Annotated in this window: 17 protein-coding genes; 12 read left to right on the top strand and 5 right to left on the bottom strand. The window is 61.6% G+C overall.

What is annotated here, in order from left to right; translation table 11 throughout:
- Positions 1 to 123: 123 nt before the first annotated feature.
- A complete protein-coding gene (locus tag TK90_RS13925) occupies positions 124 to 1,362 on the top strand; it encodes a replication initiation protein (RefSeq protein ID WP_013006623.1) in 1,239 nt (412 codons plus the stop codon).
- 53 nt (positions 1,363 to 1,415) lie between these two features.
- Here the strand turns inward: TK90_RS13925 and TK90_RS13920 are convergent, their stop codons facing one another.
- The 5 genes from TK90_RS13920 to TK90_RS13900 all read right to left on the bottom strand — a co-directional run bounded on the left by TK90_RS13920 (position 1,416) and on the right by TK90_RS13900 (position 8,243).
- Positions 1,416 to 2,273: an HDOD domain-containing protein gene (locus tag TK90_RS13920; RefSeq protein ID WP_013006622.1), complete on the bottom strand. Its 858-nt coding sequence runs from the start codon at positions 2,271 to 2,273 to the stop codon at positions 1,416 to 1,418.
- A gap of 38 nt (positions 2,274 to 2,311) precedes the next feature.
- A complete protein-coding gene (locus TK90_RS13915) occupies positions 2,312 to 3,076 on the bottom strand; it encodes a DsbC family protein (protein ID WP_013006621.1) in 765 nt (254 codons plus the stop codon).
- 63 nt (positions 3,077 to 3,139) lie between these two features.
- A complete protein-coding gene (gene gyrA / locus TK90_RS13910; RefSeq protein ID WP_013006620.1) occupies positions 3,140 to 5,611 on the bottom strand; it encodes a DNA gyrase subunit A in 2,472 nt (823 codons plus the stop codon).
- Positions 5,608 to 5,859 carry a hypothetical protein gene (locus TK90_RS15195; RefSeq protein ID WP_148216269.1) on the bottom strand — a complete coding sequence of 84 codons (252 nt, stop codon included), beginning with the start codon at positions 5,857 to 5,859 and terminating at the stop codon, positions 5,608 to 5,610. The genes gyrA and TK90_RS15195 overlap by 4 nt, the downstream gene beginning before the upstream one ends.
- Positions 5,860 to 6,260: 401 nt before the next feature.
- Positions 6,261 to 8,243 carry a type IIA DNA topoisomerase subunit B gene (locus TK90_RS13900; RefSeq protein WP_244406405.1) on the bottom strand — a complete coding sequence of 661 codons (1,983 nt, stop codon included), beginning with the start codon at positions 8,241 to 8,243 and terminating at the stop codon, positions 6,261 to 6,263.
- Between the two features lie 199 nt (positions 8,244 to 8,442).
- On the opposite strand from TK90_RS13900, the gene TK90_RS13895 reads away from it, so the two are divergent.
- From TK90_RS13895 to TK90_RS13845, 11 genes are all read left to right on the top strand, one after another.
- Positions 8,443 to 9,153 (top strand): hypothetical protein, encoded by a 711-nt coding sequence (locus TK90_RS13895; RefSeq protein ID WP_013006617.1) that lies wholly within the window; start codon positions 8,443 to 8,445, stop codon positions 9,151 to 9,153.
- Positions 9,154 to 9,242: 89 nt separating this feature from the next.
- Positions 9,243 to 9,848: a hypothetical protein gene (locus TK90_RS13890; RefSeq protein WP_013006616.1), complete on the top strand. Its 606-nt coding sequence runs from the start codon at positions 9,243 to 9,245 to the stop codon at positions 9,846 to 9,848.
- Between the two features lie 62 nt (positions 9,849 to 9,910).
- Positions 9,911 to 11,197 (top strand): hypothetical protein, encoded by a 1,287-nt coding sequence (locus TK90_RS13885; RefSeq protein ID WP_013006615.1) that lies wholly within the window; start codon positions 9,911 to 9,913, stop codon positions 11,195 to 11,197.
- 94 nt (positions 11,198 to 11,291) lie between these two features.
- Complete coding sequence (locus TK90_RS13880; RefSeq protein ID WP_013006614.1) at positions 11,292 to 11,792, top strand: hypothetical protein; 501 nt, start codon at positions 11,292 to 11,294, stop codon at positions 11,790 to 11,792.
- 170 nt (positions 11,793 to 11,962) lie between these two features.
- The gene (locus TK90_RS13875; protein WP_013006613.1) at positions 11,963 to 13,654 is read left to right on the top strand and encodes an ATP-binding protein; all 1,692 of its coding nucleotides are present in this window, start codon (positions 11,963 to 11,965) and stop codon (positions 13,652 to 13,654) included.
- Between the two features lie 38 nt (positions 13,655 to 13,692).
- Entirely contained in the window at positions 13,693 to 13,989 is a 297-nt protein-coding gene (locus TK90_RS13870; RefSeq protein WP_013006612.1) for a hypothetical protein, read from the top strand.
- The gene (locus TK90_RS13865; RefSeq protein WP_013006611.1) at positions 13,989 to 14,261 is read left to right on the top strand and encodes a hypothetical protein; all 273 of its coding nucleotides are present in this window, start codon (positions 13,989 to 13,991) and stop codon (positions 14,259 to 14,261) included. Before TK90_RS13870 ends, TK90_RS13865 begins: the two co-directional genes overlap by 1 nt.
- The gene (locus TK90_RS13860) at positions 14,258 to 14,662 is read left to right on the top strand and encodes a zinc-finger-containing protein (RefSeq protein WP_013006610.1); all 405 of its coding nucleotides are present in this window, start codon (positions 14,258 to 14,260) and stop codon (positions 14,660 to 14,662) included. Before TK90_RS13865 ends, TK90_RS13860 begins: the two co-directional genes overlap by 4 nt.
- Positions 14,650 to 15,117 (top strand): hypothetical protein, encoded by a 468-nt coding sequence (locus tag TK90_RS13855; RefSeq protein WP_013006609.1) that lies wholly within the window; start codon positions 14,650 to 14,652, stop codon positions 15,115 to 15,117. The genes TK90_RS13860 and TK90_RS13855 overlap by 13 nt, the downstream gene beginning before the upstream one ends.
- A complete protein-coding gene (locus TK90_RS13850; RefSeq protein ID WP_013006608.1) occupies positions 15,114 to 16,145 on the top strand; it encodes an ERCC4 domain-containing protein in 1,032 nt (343 codons plus the stop codon). Before TK90_RS13855 ends, TK90_RS13850 begins: the two co-directional genes overlap by 4 nt.
- Before the next feature lie 59 nt (positions 16,146 to 16,204).
- Positions 16,205 to 16,693, top strand: a complete 489-nt coding sequence (locus tag TK90_RS13845) for an NfeD family protein (RefSeq protein ID WP_013006607.1) — start codon at positions 16,205 to 16,207, stop codon at positions 16,691 to 16,693.
- Positions 16,694 to 16,703: the final 10 nt, after the last annotated feature.

Here is a 16,703-nt window from a genome sequence, read left to right as displayed (position 1 = left end):
TTCTGGCTTCTGCGCTTCCTTTTCGATCTCTTCGACGGCGACCGGTCACAGTTTTTGAGCAGCCCGGTCACGGTTTTTGTGCATTTGTTTTCAGTAACTTAGATTACCCATGAGGGCTATCTAATGCGCCCGGATCGAAGTGACACGCAGGATCTTTCGATCCTGTACAAGCACACCGGTGTCATCCACGTCAGTGCGCCGCTTACTGGGCTCGAGCGGCGGATCTACAACGTCCTGCTGCGCCATGCCCAACCGCACCTTCGATCCCATGACCAGCATTCCATCAACCTTTCGCACCTTGCGCAGCGTCTGGAATATCGTTCGCGCAACCGCGCCCACCTGGTCCGTTCCATCGAGGCGCTTCACACAAAGCCGGTTAAGTTCAACATCCTGGGGAAGGACAAGAAGAACCAGGACCAGTGGGTCGCCATGCAGGGGTATCTCCTGGCCGAGATCGGGATCGGGCGCGATGACCCCGACATCTGCTACTACAGCTTCGGCCCCAACATGGCGCGGCTCCTGGCGGACCCCGCAATCTATACTCGCCTGTCGCTGGAGAGTCAGAATCGACTCAGCAATAAGCATGCAATCGCTCTCCATGAGTTCTATCTCGCCGCCTTACCGGCACATCTCCACTCGATCCGTCTGGATGTGGCGGTCGATACCTATTGTGAGCTCCTCTGTCTATCAAGCGCCTCGTACGGACAGTACAAGCACCTGCGGGCGCGGGTGCTAGAACCCGCGCACCGTGACATCTCCGAGAATGGCGACATCGAGGTCGAACAGGTGGACCAAACCCGCCGCCGTAACGCGGTGGTTTCTATCACGGTCCGAATCGCGCGCAAGGCCCGTGATCGCGTCCCACTCGGTTCGATTTCGCAGGAAGTCCTCGGCCCAGATGCCTCGGCCGAAGACCTTGTGGCGGCTTTAACCGACCGGGGTGTCCATGAGCGGGTGGCACAGGATCTGGTCGACAAGCATCCAACGAAGCAGGTAATCGGCAACCTGCGTTATTCCGACGAACAAGCGGCCCAGGGCGGCACGGATGGCCCGGGCTTTTACGTGTCCGCGATCCGCAAGGATTATGCGCGTACACAGGTGGGCGCAACACCTCCGCTGGTCACGCAGGATCGACAGAGCGGAGTAGAAGAAATGGATGAAACCCGTATCTTTGCGGCTCGCTATCTGGATTCCCTTACGCCTGCTCAGAGGAAACAGCTAATAGAGGGCTTTCTAGCCTCGCCGTATGGTGAGAGCCTGATGGAGGGGCAGGGAGGCCGCGCGCTAGACACCAATTCGGATGCATTTCGCCAGGTCCTCCTGCTTCACTTGGAGCACGAGCAGCCCTGGGCACGTCGTTAGAGACCAGACGTTGGACGCCCAGGGATCGTTGGGGACCCCTGGGTGTCTCCCACTTACGTTTCGGCGTCCCCGAAAATACTGTTGACCATCCGGATCCCACGCTTGTCGAGATCCCACCGCAGACCAGTCGAGTCAAACCCGCTATCCACACGCTGCACGGCTGGGATCTTTCGACGGTCCGCCCATTTTTTCCCGCTCGGCGTTGAAAGGAAGCACTCAACATTGGCGGCTTGGATCACATCCACGTAATTGACCGGCTCCGCAGGGTCTGGCGTGCGATCAAGGTCTCCATGCTCCTTGACGGCCCGGATCACGGACGAGGGGAAGTTCCACCGCCTCAAAACCGCCTCACCCACATCGGCGTGAGAGCGGTTCAAGGCTTCATCCACAGCTTCTGGATCCGAGTCCCAGTCGAACTCCCGCCCCATCACTCGCAGAAGCGGAATCTTCCCGATGTCGTGGACCAGGCCCGCCAGTAACGCCGTGTTCGGGTCCAGATGAGCGTGTTGACGCGCCAGTAGGTACGAGACCACCGCACATTCCCGACTGTGGTGCCAGATGTTGCTAATCCGGTCGCAGGCATGTGGCGACATGCCATCGCAGGAGAACACCTGCTGTAAACACATTGTCATTACTGTGTTCTGGGTGCGTTGTAGGCCGACGCGTGAGACGGCCTCCTCGATGGTTGTCACCCTCGGGAATGCCCGAAACGCCGCGCTGTTGGCCTGACGAACAACATGCGCCGCGATTGCTGGATCGCGTGCAATCACGGCCACGATTTCCGACAGCTCGGTTTTTTCATCCTGCGCGAGGAAAAGCACTTCGAGCGCGACATCCGGCATCGCCGGGATTTCAACGTCGCCTCGGTTAATGCCCTGGCATAGGGTACCCACAATTTCGTCGATGGCCATATCGGTCGCCTCCATGCTGATTGCTTGTGCGCTCCCCATCACGATTCCCCGGCCCCTTTCATTTCGATCACTTCGCCCACTGGGCGATAGCCATCGATCTTCTCTCCGTTGTCAAAGAGAATGGCCGGTGTCCCGCGGACACCCATTGCTTGTCCCAGTTCCATGTGCTGTTCGCGTGGCGTGCTACATCCCTCATTTTGCGGCTCAACACTGTCTCCAGCCTTGGCTCGATCCATTGCGGTGTTCTGATCCGAAGAGCACCAGATGGCGTCCATGATCTCGGGCGATTCCGCGCCAATCACAGGGAACATGGCATAGCGCACCTCGATCCCCGCGGCCTGGTATTTAGGGACCTCCTCGTGAAATTCCCGGCAGTAGGGGCAGTTCGGATCGGTGAATACGGTGATTCGGCCTTTGGGCTCACCCTCGGGCGCGTAGGTTGCCAATTCGTGCTGTTCAAGCTGCTCGAGCGCCCTCTTGCGTTCGCCCTGGAGCACTTGGTCGGTGAGGTTCTTCCCGGTCGCAATCTCCATGATTTGCCCCTGAATTAGGTGCTCACCCAGCTCATCGATGTAGAGGACGTTGTTGCCAAAGCGCGCTTCGTAAAACCCATCGATCGGGGCCGGCTGAACTGCATCCGGCTCCGCCTGCGGGACGGCCTGTTCGAGTGCTTGTTCTACGGAGTCGGGGAGGGTGGTTTCGCTTTCCGCCTGGGCCGCGCTCAGCACGATCACGGTGCCAACCACACCGGCGCCAATTGCGGAAATCGATGCGCCTACTCGGAATTTTTCCTTCGTTGTCATGCTCGAATCCTTTCTTTCTCTGCTGAATGGACGGGCGAGACTTGATGCCTCGCCCGTTGCGGGTTACTGATCTTCTTCGACCGGCGGCGGGACCGCCAATACGTTGCGAACCGATCCGTTGCGGATGATGGCGGAACCGGTGGTGGCGCGGCCGTTGTGTGGCACATCCGAGCCGGCAATCCGGTTGGCACCACCCTGGTCATTGAACAGCACCACGTCAGCGCCCTCGAAGAGCACTGTCGCGGCCACCACCGGACCGGATCGTTTGTTCGGCGTGTAAGAGGTGACCCCCTTGCCGCCGCGGGATTGTAACCGGAACTCGCTGGCCGGCGTCGCTTTACCGAGGCCTTTTTCGGAGACCACCATGAGGTGCGCCTTCTCCAGATCATCGGCGTGAATAATGTCGCCGGCCACGACACGGGCGTCCTCTGACAGGTTCATTGCGCGAACTCCCCGGCTGGTACGCCCAATCGCACGGGCTTCTTCCATACCGAAGCGGATTGCCTTTGCATTATCAGCCGCGACGATCACGCTCTCATTTGGCTCGTCCTTCGAGACACGGGCGCAGACAATTGAGTCACCCTCAACAAGTGATATTCCCTGAATCCCGCCTCGGCGCGTCGCATTGGAGTACGCGGACAATGGGGTTCGCTTGACGAGCCCCTGGGCGGTGAAGATGACGAGCGAATGGGTCACGCTCTCGAGGCCGTCCACCGTCAGCATGGCGACCACGTTCCCCTCGACGCCTTCAAACACGTTTCGGTAGTGCCGCCCCTTGTTGCCCAGCCCGGTATCAGGGATGTCGTAGGCCTTGATCGCATGGACCTGACCGCTATCGGTCAGGGCAATCAGGGTGTCGTGACTATGCCCTGCGTGAAACGTCGTAACCAGGTCATCCTCACCCACCGACATGATAGAGCGACCCTTCGTGCCCCGGTTCTGACGATTCATGTCCTTGGCGGCGATGCGCTTGAGGTATCCCTGCTGCGTTCCGATCAACATTACGTCTTCCTCGGGGATGAGATCGGCCGCGGAAACCTTCGAGAGCGAGGTGTCGATCTCGGTGCAGCGCTCATTCGCGTGCTGGTCGCACAGATCCAGAAGCTCCGTGCGCATGATCTCCACCTGGCGTTCACTGCGGGCCAGAATGTCCCGAAGATCTGCCACCTCGGCGGTCAGTCGGTCGTGCTCGTCCCGGATATCCTGGATCTGCAAGCCCGTGAGCTTCTGGAGCTTCATATCGAGGATGGCCTGAGCCTGCGTCACGTCGATCCCCAGCAGATCGATCAGTCCGCCTCGCGCTTCGTCGGCATCGGCGCTGGCACGAATTGTCGCAATCGTCTCGTCCAGACGGTCCAGCGCCATCAGTAGGCCTTCGAGGATATGCAGTCGATCCAGCGCCCGGTCGAGGTCGAACTGGGTGCGGCGCTGAATCACCTCGATACGATGTGCTCGGAAGTGTTCAAAGAGGTCGCGTACGCCAAGCTGCATAGGGGTTTGCCCCACCAGCGCCATGATGTTGTAGCGTACGCTGGTTTCCAGCTGGGTCATCGTTACCAGTTGGAACGCAATCGCCTCGGCCTCGAACTCCCGCTTGATCTCGAGCACGATGCGGATGCCTTTCTTGTTGGATTCATCCCGCAGATCGGCAACCCCTTCGATCTTCTTCTCACGCACCAGCTCGGCGATTTGTTCCACCAGCTTCGCCTTGTTCACCGCATACGGGATTTGGTCGATCACCAGACGTGATCCCCCGCGCGGGCGGTCTTCGACCGTCCATTGCGAGCGGAGCTTGACGGCGCCGCGGCCGGTATCGAGCGCCTGAATGTATCCGTCCAGGTCGTGCAGGATGCCCCCGGTCGGGAAGTCCGGGCCGGGCATGTGCTGCGCGATCTCGCGCGTGGTGATTTCGGGGTTGTCGAGCCATGCCAAGAAGGCGTCGGCGGTTTCCCGGAGATTGTGCGGCGGCACCGAGGTTGCCATACCGACCGCGATGCCCTCGGATCCGTTGACCAGCAGGTTGGGGTAGGTGAGGGGGAGAACCTCGGGTTCGCGCTCCGTGCCATCGAAGTTGTCGCGGAAGTCGACCGTGTTCTTCTGGATGTCGGCGAACAGACGCGTACCCAGCTTCGACAGGCGCATTTCGGTGTAGCGCATGGCCGCGGCATTGTCGCCGTCGATTGAGCCGAAGTTGCCCTGGCCGTCGATGAGCGGATGCCGCATCGCCCAGTGCTGCGCCATGCGCACGGCCGAATCGTAGCAGGCGGAGTCCCCGTGCGGGTGGTATTTGCCCAGCACATCCCCGACGACGCGCGCCGATTTCTTGTGCGCCACCATGTGTGTGATACCGAGCTGGTGCATCGAATATAGGATGCGGCGATGGACCGGCTTGAGGCCGTCCCGGGCATCTGGCAGGGCACGGTCCGTGATGACGGACATCGCATAGTCCGCGAAGGAGGACCGCATCACGTTCCCGATTTCCAGTTCCAGCGGCGCGTTCGACGCACCGGCTTCAGGGTCGATTACTTCAGTCATTCGGTCAGCTCCTTCTGCTCCGATCTTGCTTGTTTGTCTGGCGACCAGGTCTTGATTTCGTCCTCGGCTTCCCGGATGACGCCAAGGATTTTTCGCGGCGTTTTCGGGGCGTGCCCACAGGTGGAAGCCCGCCATGCGGGGCACTCGGGTTTGAGTGCGGCGCGCAGCTCGTCCCAATGTCGACCGAAGGCCGCCCAGTGCAGCGTGGTCGCCGCCAGCCGGCTCAGGCCTTTGCGCGTCTCCGGCACGATGCTTCCCAGTAGGAAGCACAGGCGGAGTTCCGCCGGATCGTGCGGGTGCAGTAGGGCGTTACCTGGGTCTACGCCCTCCGTGGGCTCCCCCGGGGCCCGCAACGTTGCCCACGCGATGGCCCTGCTTGGACGTCCGGTCTCGCCGGATCGATTCCACATCAGGGTGCGGTGGGCGGGCGACCCGTCGTAGTGGGTATAACGCAGGATCTCCCAGCGCCTTTGGAGTGCATCCTGGGGGCCACAAAACACCAGTGCCCCGTGACGGCTGGCGAGACGGTAGTCCAAGATCGAGTGCAGTACCGTGTACGTCCTGCATGACCTCCGGGATGGCGCTGGTGGGCACGCTTTCGCCGAATACAGCGATGCAGCCATCGTCGTAGCGTTCGACGCGATACTCGTCAGACATCGATGACCGCCTTTTCGGCGTACTCCTCGATGAATGCGCGCCGTGGCGGCACCTCCGCCCCCATCAGGACCTCGAATACCTCGTTGTCCCCCTCGCGTCCCTGCTCGGAATACTGGACCCGAGCGATGCGCCGGGTTTCCGGGTCCATCGCCGCTTCCCAGAGCTGCTCGGCATTCATTTCCCCGAGTCCCTTGAACCGCTGGACCTGCCATTTGTCCGGGTTCTTCTGCTGGGCCATAAAGGCCTCCAGTTCCCGGTCGTCCTTCAGGTAGGCTGACTGCTTGCCTTTTCGCACCCGATACAAGGGCGGGAGCGCGATGTAGACATAGCCGCTCTCGATCAGTTCAGGGGCGTTGGTATGGAAGTAGGTCAGGACCAGCGTGGCGATGTGGTGCCCGTCGGAGTCCGCGTCCGCGAGGATCACGATCCTGTGGTAGCGCAGTTTCTCGAGATCGAAGTGCGATTTCGGCCCACACCCCAGCGCAAGCATCAGGTTCTTCACTTCATCGGACTTCAGTACCTTCGCCGGGTCCGCGCGGTAGGTATTCAGGATCTTGCCCTTGAGCGGCAAAATGGCCTGGTACTCGCGCTCACGACCTGACTTCGCCGAACCGCCCGCCGAATCACCTTCCACGATGAACAGCTCCGACTTGGAAGGATCCTGCTCCTGGCAGTCCGCCAGCTTGCCGGGCAGGGCGGTCGCGGAGATCACCGACTTTCGGTTGACGACCATTTCGGCCGCTTTATCGGCCGCTTCGCGCGCTTTCTGTGCGAGCTTGGCTTTTTCGACGATGGCGCGCGCCATCTTCGGGTTTTCCTCGAAGGCATGATCGAGGGCTGCGCGGATGGCGCGCGACACAACGCCGGTCACGGGCCCATTTTTCAGCTTTTCCTTCGTCTGACCCTGGAACAAGGGGTCCGCCAGCCGTACTGCGACCGCGGCGATCAGGCCGGCCTGGATGTCGTCGCCTTTGAGTTCCTGATTGCCGCGCAGCAGGTTGTTGGCTTCTGCGTAGTTGTTGACCGCTTGGGTTACGGCCTTGCGCAGGCCGGTCATGTGGGTGCCGTCCGCGGTCGGGATGATGTTCGCGTATCCCGCCAGCACGGTCCGGTTTCGTTCGTGCCACCGTAGCGCCACCGCGACCTCGATTTCACCTTGGCCGTCGATATGTTCCGCGCTGTCGGCCTCGATGATTTCCGAGATGGCGTCCCCGCTATCAACCGACAGGTCCTCGATGATCTGCGAGAACGACTCAAACCGGAACACGGCCTGACGGGGCTCGTCGCCCCCCTCCGATGCCACCTCTTCGCGAATCGATAATTGCAGCCCGGGGACCAGGTACGCCGTCCGCTTCATGCGGTCGGCCATGAAGTCGAAGTCGATCTCCGCATCTTCGTCAAAGCGCGCAAGATCGGGCCAGAAGCGGATCAGCGTCCCGGTGTAGGACCCGGTGTACCGTTTGATCTCGGGATCACTCGGAGCGCCGCCTTCGGTGAAGGTCTGCTGATACCGCTGGCCGTCGCGCCGGATGTCCATATCGAAGCGAGTGGACATGGCGTTGGTGACTGCGGCCCCTACGCCGTGGAGCCCCCCGGACACTTTGTAAGCTGCGTTATCGAACTTGCCACCGGCATGGAGTGTGGTGACCAGCAGGGCCGCCGCATGCATCCCCTTCTCTCGATGCATGTCGATCGGGATGCCGCGCCCGTTGTCGTTCACCGAATAAGAGCCGTCCTGATGAAATACGACCTCGATCTCATCCCCATGCCCGGCGATGGCTTCATCCACGGCGTTATCGAGGATTTCATTGAGGAGGTGGCGCAGGCCGGATGAGTCGGTGCCCCCGATGTACATACCGGGTCGTTTGCGCACCGGTTCAAGGCCTTCGAGGACCTGTATCGATTCACTGGTGTACTGGCGGGCGGCTTCGGGGATAGCAGACATACTCGCTCCTTCGAGGCTGTCGTGGGTCATGGGGCCGAGACCACGATAAGTGCCGATCCTTCGGCCTGTTTTCCTGCGCCAGTATCCGCGCATTGGGCTGTGTGTCAAATATCGAAGTGACGCTCGCCTGCTCGATTTCTGCTTGAACGACCGGCGTCTTGCCCCCTATCGTCCCTCGGGAATAGTTTTATTCGCTACGCGCCGAGGATTGGGCGTACTGACCTCAAGGATGAGTCTGATCGGGGCTTCTCATAGTGGTACCGATCGCGTCCTTCGGATCGATCGGAACTCCCTCGAGATCGTAGATCGGAATAACAACGTTCCCAACGCTATCGGGAAGCTCACTCAACACCCGGACGGCGGCATTCATATTTCCTCTTCAAGCGCCTCCTCGCCTTCAATCTTTCGACTCCACGATGACCTGTCTTTCGATTTGGCGTTCCACCGGTATGACCGGGACTGGGAAGAGTTCTGGCGGCCAGAGCATGTGGTGCTTCCGGGTGGTGACCTGATTGCTGTCAAGGACAGTCGCGCGGTCTCCCGATACCGCCCCGACGACCCGGATCCGATTTGGATGAACGATGACGTGCCCCCTGATATCCACAGCATCCAATTACTCCGCGACGGTCGCGTCGTGCTGATCGAGGATGGGTCGTTTGCGCTGTGGGACGTTGACCTGGATTCCGGTGAGATCAGCAAGATATCGGGGGACTATCCGGCGCCACTCGTTTTCGAAGATGATAGCTCGTTCCGCTATCACTATCTCAGCGGGATGCTCGCCAAGACGCGACCTGACGGCTCCACCGTATGGCAATACGACACCAGTGATGATGGTTGCACGCTTCAGGCGGTTGCGCTGGCGCCGTCTGGATTGCTTGTCGGATGGCGCGATGCATCCAACGAGGTCACCTATATCTCGCTGATCGAGAACCCATCCTGACCAGGTGCCGCTCGCTCGTCGTTTCTGGCGCAGGTCTTTCTTCGCCAGGGTGCCTCCAGAATTCGACGCCACCTCTCGAGTATGGCTGGATGACAGGTGAAAGCTCGGCGCTGATGCCGTCGACGATGTATTCCAACACCGGTTTTCAGGAGGAAGACCAAACCATGTCCAAATACGTTGTCTATTTCGAACACCGGGGGCGCAAGCAGACCCGCGAGATGCTCGCGCCGACCTGCGCAGAGGCTGGGCACATTGTGCTGACAAAGAACCCAGGGGCCGAGGTCCTGGCAGTCGCGGAGCGGCAAGAGGAGGGCCTCCTGGTCGTGCGCGGAGCGGTTCCCGACTCGCTGATTGGGCCCGAGGACACGATTCTCAATCCGGATGCCTCGCCTGCCCCCAATCCAAGTGGGGCATCCGGATCCCGGTCTGGGTCTCGGGGCCTCTCAGAGGCTGCCGACTACCATCAGGCGCTGGCGCTTTTGCTGAAGTGGGTTGGTGGGGGCTACGTGGCCCTTATTCTTCTGGCCGGGGTCTTGCTGGCAATCCAAATGGGGGAGGCCGGCGGCGGTACATTTTTCTGGTTCGGCGGTATCAGCGTCTGGGCATTCGCGCCGCTCGGGTTCATTATGATGGGCCTCGGTGCGGTCATATCACTGCTGGACGCGCGGAACGATCCCGAGCGGGTACGACACTAAACCACAACAACGCCCACTCAAGGGCAACGGAACCGGCCCGTAGCCGGCACAGGAAGAAGATCATGCTGAAATCCCCGATGACCATTGCACTCGCCCATCCGGATCGCGTCCCGGACGGCTGGTACCCCTGGGCGTCCGCTCAGACCACGCAGCGGATGCGGCGTCACCTCGACGGCGGCGAGACGCTGCCGCCTACCGTAACGATCGTGCGCTCCCTTCCCGGGGCCGCAGCACACGCGGACCTGCTCGCGGTTTGCGGTGAGGCGCGCTGGCCCGTCGAGCCCGATGAGCTCGAGAGCGCGCTGGATCAGCTCGCCAATGACTCATCCGACCAGGAGGTCTCGCGAGCCGCGGCCATTCGCTACATCCGCTCGCTGGACCCCAACCATGGGCTCGCCCTTTGGGTTCCTTTGCCACTCCGGGAGGTGGATGTCCTGGAGCGTGGTCAGATGAGGATGTTCTCGGACGGTTATCGAGGACGCATTCGCTACGCACCGGAGCACCGGGGCTGGGTGGCCGAGACCGGGAGCGGCCGTGAGCTCCGCACGCTGAGTGGTGGTGCGTTCGAGACGTCGGAGGCGGCATTTGACCGTCTGGTCGAAACGCTGACGGGGAACTACGTTGCGGAAGCGCAGGCGTTGCAGCATGCGGCCGGCGGTGATCTGGGCTGGCTTCCGGAGCCACTGCCTTCCATCCAGGTGTCGGCCGTCGAACGGATCCGTGATGCCCGTCAGCTCCCCGAGACCCGCACGCTCGCCGAGGTGAAAGCCGGAACTATGCGGTGGGCCGAGCGGATTCTGATCGGGCCGAAGCCGGCGGTCGATATTACCGCTGGTCGGCTGACACTGCTGTGTCCGGACTGCAACGCCGAGCTGGCACTGGAACTGCCGGCCGCCCAGGGCGTGGTGCGCTGTGATTGCGGCGCGGAATGGGCACACCAAGAGATCGACGACGTCGCCTGGCTCGTTCGCACTGAAGGATCCCGCCCCGTTGGCCAGCTGTTGCGTCCGCTGGAGCGCGAGGCCTTCGTCGATCTGAACGTTCAGGCGTCCCGAGTCCTGAAGGAACACGAGGCCCGTAAAGGCGCCATGAAGGAGCAGCGGGGAAAAGAATTCGCTCAGGCCCTCGAGTTGTTTCGGGCCCATTCGCGAACCGCGGATCTCGTCGAGGAGAAGGGGCTTCGTCGCGGTGCCGAGATGGACCTGATCAACGGAGCTCGGGTTCGCTTTCACGGTCCGGTCCGGGTCGATCGCCATTCGGGCAAGGCTACGGCGCAGGTCTCCGTTGTGCAGGGTCCTGGCGCCAATCCGAACCGGCGGGTCTGGCTGACGCTTCTGGACTTTCTCTGATTGGGTGCGCCGTTCGGGGCGGATTTGAACGACCCCACCGGTGTGCGATATACGGGGGGGGGGACGTAGACACCCATGACGCAAGGATGCGTAGATGACTTTATCTCTGGACGAGATTCTCGACGACGAAGCCCCGTGCGATCCCCCCATGCCTTCCTGTCAGCCCCTAGCTCAACGGGTTGGACTGATCCGCTTCTTTCTTGGTTGCTACCACGACTGCTCGCATGCCGATGCAGACCAGGCCGCGCTTTCGATCGGGCTGATGCTCTCACCCGTATCCCATGAGTGCTCGGTGACTGTCTGCACGTTGTTCCAGTCGAACGGTCACGGCCGGGCCGATAGCCCGGACACCGTGGTGCCTCAGCGCCTCGTTGCCGCGACGATTGTTCCTGCGGTGCCGACCCAGGATGAAATCCAGGAAGAGGTTCTTCGCGCGGAGCGGGAGCTTCACTCCATCGGCTTCAAGAATGCCCGAAGCGAGGTGCATATTCTTCCGGCCGACTCCAGTCATCCGAATTACGCGCACGTTACTCCGGCTCGGATTGCGTCTCTCCCAGTGCCGGATATCGGAGTGGCCTCCCCCGCGAAGGTGTAACCGCCTTCGCATTTTGCCGCCGGTGTTGTGCCGGCGGCTTTTTTTTGCACGGGCCCGGTTTGCCGGAACGACATCCATACGGGCGTCGCCACGGAAATTGACGTCCTTCACTGCAAGGATAGAGTGGAACTCCCATCGGAATCGGCCCGAAGCCGAAAAGGAGAAGTGAAATGGCAAAGCGCAAGATCGAGGTCGGCTCGCAGCTGATCTACCACACCATCGTTTCCCAGGCCGGCAGCTTTGATAAGGCGCTGCTCGAGTTCGTGATGAATTCGGTCGACGCCCACGCGACGGAAATGACCATCGAGATGGACCGGCATGGCTTCCGTGTCGAGGACAACGGCAAGGGGATTCAGCGCATCCACGACGTGGAAACGTGCCTCGGCACGCTCGGCTTCGATCACGACGCGGACGCCGGAAGGACATTCGGCCGCTTCGGTGCTGGTCGTGCGCAAGCATGGGCCTTCGCGCCAACGTGTATGCGCACCGGCACCTACCAGATGGACGTGGATATCAAGCAGTGGGGGCTGGAGTACGAGCTTCTCGAGGACCGCGATCCGGTCGACGGATTTCAGGTCAGCGGCAGCTTCTACGATCCCATGACACTGGCTGACGTGGAGCGGACCGAGCGGTCACTGGCGGATATGGCTCTGTATGTCTCGCTTCCGATCACCTTCAATGGTCGGCGCCTGAATCGTCCGCCGGAGGACCAGAAGTGGACGCTTGAAACGGACGACGCCTGCATCCGGCTCGATCACAGCAGCACGCTGGACGTGTACAACCTCGGGGTGCTGGTCTGCCGGTACAACTCGCGGGACTTTGGCTCCGGTGGGGTGGTGCTGTCGAAGCGAGCCCTTGATGTGAATCTGGCGCGCAATGCCGTGCTGGAGTCGAAGTGCGAGGTCTGGAAGCGGATCAAGAAGGCGCTCAACGAGGCCGTCGGCCTCAAGCCGAAGAAGGCGATCCGATTGAACGATTTCGAACGCGAATACTTCCTGTCGCAGATTCTCTCGGGTGAGCGGACGATCGATGATCCGGAAATCGCGAAGCTGCGGCTGCTACAGGACATCACCGGCAAGCGTCACCGAATCGACCGGGTAACGAAGCTGAACGATATCACCTTCATCACGAGCCACGAGGACGAGCGCATGGCTGTTCGCGCGCATGAACGGGGCGATGTGTTTGTCCTGAGTCAGTCGATGCTGTCCATGCTGGGCCTGCGCTCGCCTTCGTGCGATACCGTCTGCGAGGCGTTCAACGCGCTGTGCCGCACCGAACACACGGATCACATGAAGGCATTTGGGATGGAGCCCTTCAGGGGCAAGGTCAACCCGTTTGACGACTACCGGGCGCTGTTCGAGTCCGGGCATGACCTGCTGGATCGCAAGAAGGACCTAACCAAGATCGAGCGGTGTGCCCTGAAAGCGATCGAGCGTCATGCCCGTTTCCTGCCGGCGCTGTTCAGTATGGTGACCGGGGAGTCCCGGGAGAAGCGGGACATCCATGTCGGCGTCAGCCAGACCGCCGAGGCATGGACGGACGGGCGGACGTACATCGCCATCGAGCGCGAGTTTCTCAAGGGGATGCGCAGGGGTTTCGGGGGTGTTCTGAAAATCGCCCATCTGCTGGCACACGAGTACGTGCATGACACTTCGGACAGCACGGGTCATGGTCACAGCCCGGAGTTTTTCGAGCAGTACCACGAGATCACGCAAAATCCGCGCTTCGGGGGTATCGCTCAGGATATTCTCGCCGCCTATCATTCCGAACTGAAACGTGCGGGCCTGAAACCGACCAAGGCGATGAATGACGCGCTGGAGTTCGATCAGTCCTGCATCGAACGATCCCACGAGGCCGCCTGATTCGGTGGCCCCATCTTTTCGCCAAGGAGGGCGTCCCCATGCCTGTTTCGCTTAACTCTTGTCACAACCACCCCTTTGATGATCGCCATCGATCGCCGGTCGTGAACAACGGCTACACGGAGGATGGCCGCCTCAAGACCGTCGAGTGGCCCGTGCAGTGGAGCCCGGCGCAGTGCGTCCACGGGGGGCACCCCGACACCGATCCGATGTGTGAGGGCTGTCGTTGGCGACCGCCGGTGGGGGCGACCCAGGAAGAAATCGACAAGCACGAGCAGGCCGTTATTCTGGCCCTCAATACCAACGGAACCGGCCCGAAGCCGGAAGGAAACGGATAATGGATAGCATCACCCTGCAAGCAAAGATTCGGTCGGCGGCGGATGCCGCGAGCATCGACTGGTTCCGCCGCCAGTGTGCGGACGCCACCGTGGCGATGCGCTTGTACTACAAGCCCGGCGAGATCGCGTTCTGGATCGGCCCCGAGCCCCTGAATGAGGACTGGGTCGAGGACATCCCGATCACCTCGAACATGACGCGCACCAAGGCCGCTCAGCGCATCGTGGAGCGCGCCCAGTCGCTTCCGATCCTGCGGGAGCGGGACCCGGCATGAACACTTCGCTGACACCCTTGTGCCCCTATTGCGGCGGATGGTCGGCGCGGGTCACCGGACGGGATCTGTACCCGCACCGTTCGGACCTGTTTGAGCGCTTATTTTACCGCTGCGAGCCGTGCGACGCCCACGTCGGCTGTCACCCGGGAACCGGGAAACCGCTGGGGCGTCTGGCCAATGCGGCCCTTCGCCGGGCGAAGTCCCAGGCGCACGCCGCGTTCGACCGGATCTGGCAAAACGGCGCCATGTCTCGCAGCCAGGCGTATGCGTGGCTGGCGCGGCAGATGGCCCTCCCCAAGTCGGAATGCCATATCGGTGATTTTGACGAGGGGCAGTGCGCGGCGGTCGTGGAGTTGTGCCGCCGACACCCCGAGCACAGGGAGGCCTCATGTCCGTCCTGAAGGCGCTGCTGATGGCGTTTGCCCAGCACACGGCTCGGTTGCTTACCTTCCGTCACAACGGTGATGGGCTTCCGCGAACCCGGGACGGGGTTTCGGTTGCCGCCTTCTTGGTCGCGGTCGCCACTGCGCTGGCGATGCTTCGCTGGGGCGTGGTGCAGGGCTCCGATCACTCCGCGGTCGAACTTGGGCGGGGCTTTGTCACGTTCGTTTTGATGGCCTATCTCGCGATGGCATTCGCCTACGGGGGTTGGCTGGGCTTCCCGTTGGTCGCTGTCTCCGGTTACGCCATCATCAGCAGTGCGATCGACACCGTGATGATGGCGATCATCCTTGTGGGTGGGTTCGCGGATCCATCCGCTGGCGCGGCCGAGTTGATCCTGTTGGCCGTCTTTGTGATTCGCGCGGCGCGCAGGGAGCGATCACGCCCACCTGTCGATCCGGAGAATACCCCATGATGCTCGCTCACTGGCAACACCCCAAACGGCCCTCCGTCGCCCGCGTCTACATTAACGGCATCCCGGGGCTGGGCCGCGAAACGATTGCCTACTTTGAGCGTGCGGGCTTCGGCGGAAGGGGCGTGACCCTGCTCGTGAACGAAGACAGGTTCTACGACGACGTTCTGGACGCGCTGGTCGAGGCAGGGATTCTCGATTCGGAAGCGGAAATGGCCTCGCTCACGCTCGATGCAGTGCTGGCCCGCCAGGGCCCGTCCGCCAGCCCGGTGGTGTCCGGGCGGCCGAAGACCGCGGTCGTACCCAGCGGCTCTGGCCCCGCGTATCGGGCGCAGGAGGTTGCGGCGCTGGACCCGCATTCAATCCCGGTACCCGACCCGGTGCTGATCCGTATTGACCACCGGGAGCCCCCGGCGCTGTTCGACGCGCTCGCGGATATACCCAATGTTCAGGTTGAACGCTGTGAACTTCCGATGGCGGATCTCGAGGTCAACGAACGCTTCGTGATCGAGCGCAAGTCCTGCCGGAGCGGGGCGGGTGGGCGATCCGATTTCGAGTCTTCGGTGATCGACGATTCGAAGCGGCTGTTCTTCCAGTCCGAGAAGATGCGACTGGCCGAGGATTGCGTGCCGGTCGTGATCCTTGAGGGGGAGCCTCACCTGTTCCAGCAATCCATGACGCCGGCACAGGTCGATGGCGCGATTTCGTTTTTGGTCACGGTCCAGCGGCTCAACGTGATCGTCACACACTCGGTGGAACACACCGCGTATCTGCTGGTAAAGCTCGCCACCCATGATCGTTCGGGGCTGGGGTATGTCCCGCCGCTGCGCGGCAAGAAGCCCAGCCACCCAAAGGACCAGCTTGCTTTCGTTCTGGAGGGGCTTCCCGGTATGAGTGGGTCACTCGCGAAGAGGTTGGCGGCGCACTACGACACCATCGGGCAGATCTGCAATGCAACGGATGCGGAATTGCTCTCAATCGAGGGTATCGGTCCGAAGCGCCTCGAGGGCATGCGGAAAGTGCTTGGATAGAAATCGACAGTTGCCCGGGCTTCGATACCTTTGCCGGGCTCACAACGAAAGGAGGCATTATGGATTTATCGCAATGGATTTTGTCGCTGGACCCTTGGCAATACTGGCTGATCGCGGCCCTCACCATCCTGGTCCTGGATCTTTTGATCTTCGGCGGCCTGATGTCGGGGGGCGGAGGCATCACCCTGATTCTGGCCGGAGGTGCGCTGGGCGCGATCATCCCAGCGGCTTTCGGTGCCAACATGGCGGCCCAGGTTCTCGGTGGGATCGGCGGCATGATCGCCATGGGGGGCTTTGTCTTCTGGGTCGGTCGGCGCTGGGTACGCGGGGATGACGGAAACCTGTCCGTTCAGGACATTCGCGCCAATCGCGAAGTGCTGCGGGTGATGGTCCGCGAAAGCCGCCTGGGTGTCACCATCCTCGGTGATTTCTACCCGGCGCGGACGGAGACCCAGGACTATGAACTGCGTGAAGGCGACCAGGTCCGCCTGATTCGTTTTGAGGGGATCACGGCTGTCGTGACCCCGGATATCCACGACCGCGCGTAAGCGCAAAGGA

The organism is Thioalkalivibrio sp. K90mix (genome assembly GCF_000025545.1).
In the GTDB taxonomy this organism is placed as follows: domain Bacteria; phylum Pseudomonadota; class Gammaproteobacteria; order Ectothiorhodospirales; family Ectothiorhodospiraceae; genus Thioalkalivibrio.
Note: the sequence above shows the minus strand (reverse complement) of the source record. Positions and strands in the feature narration are given on the sequence as shown.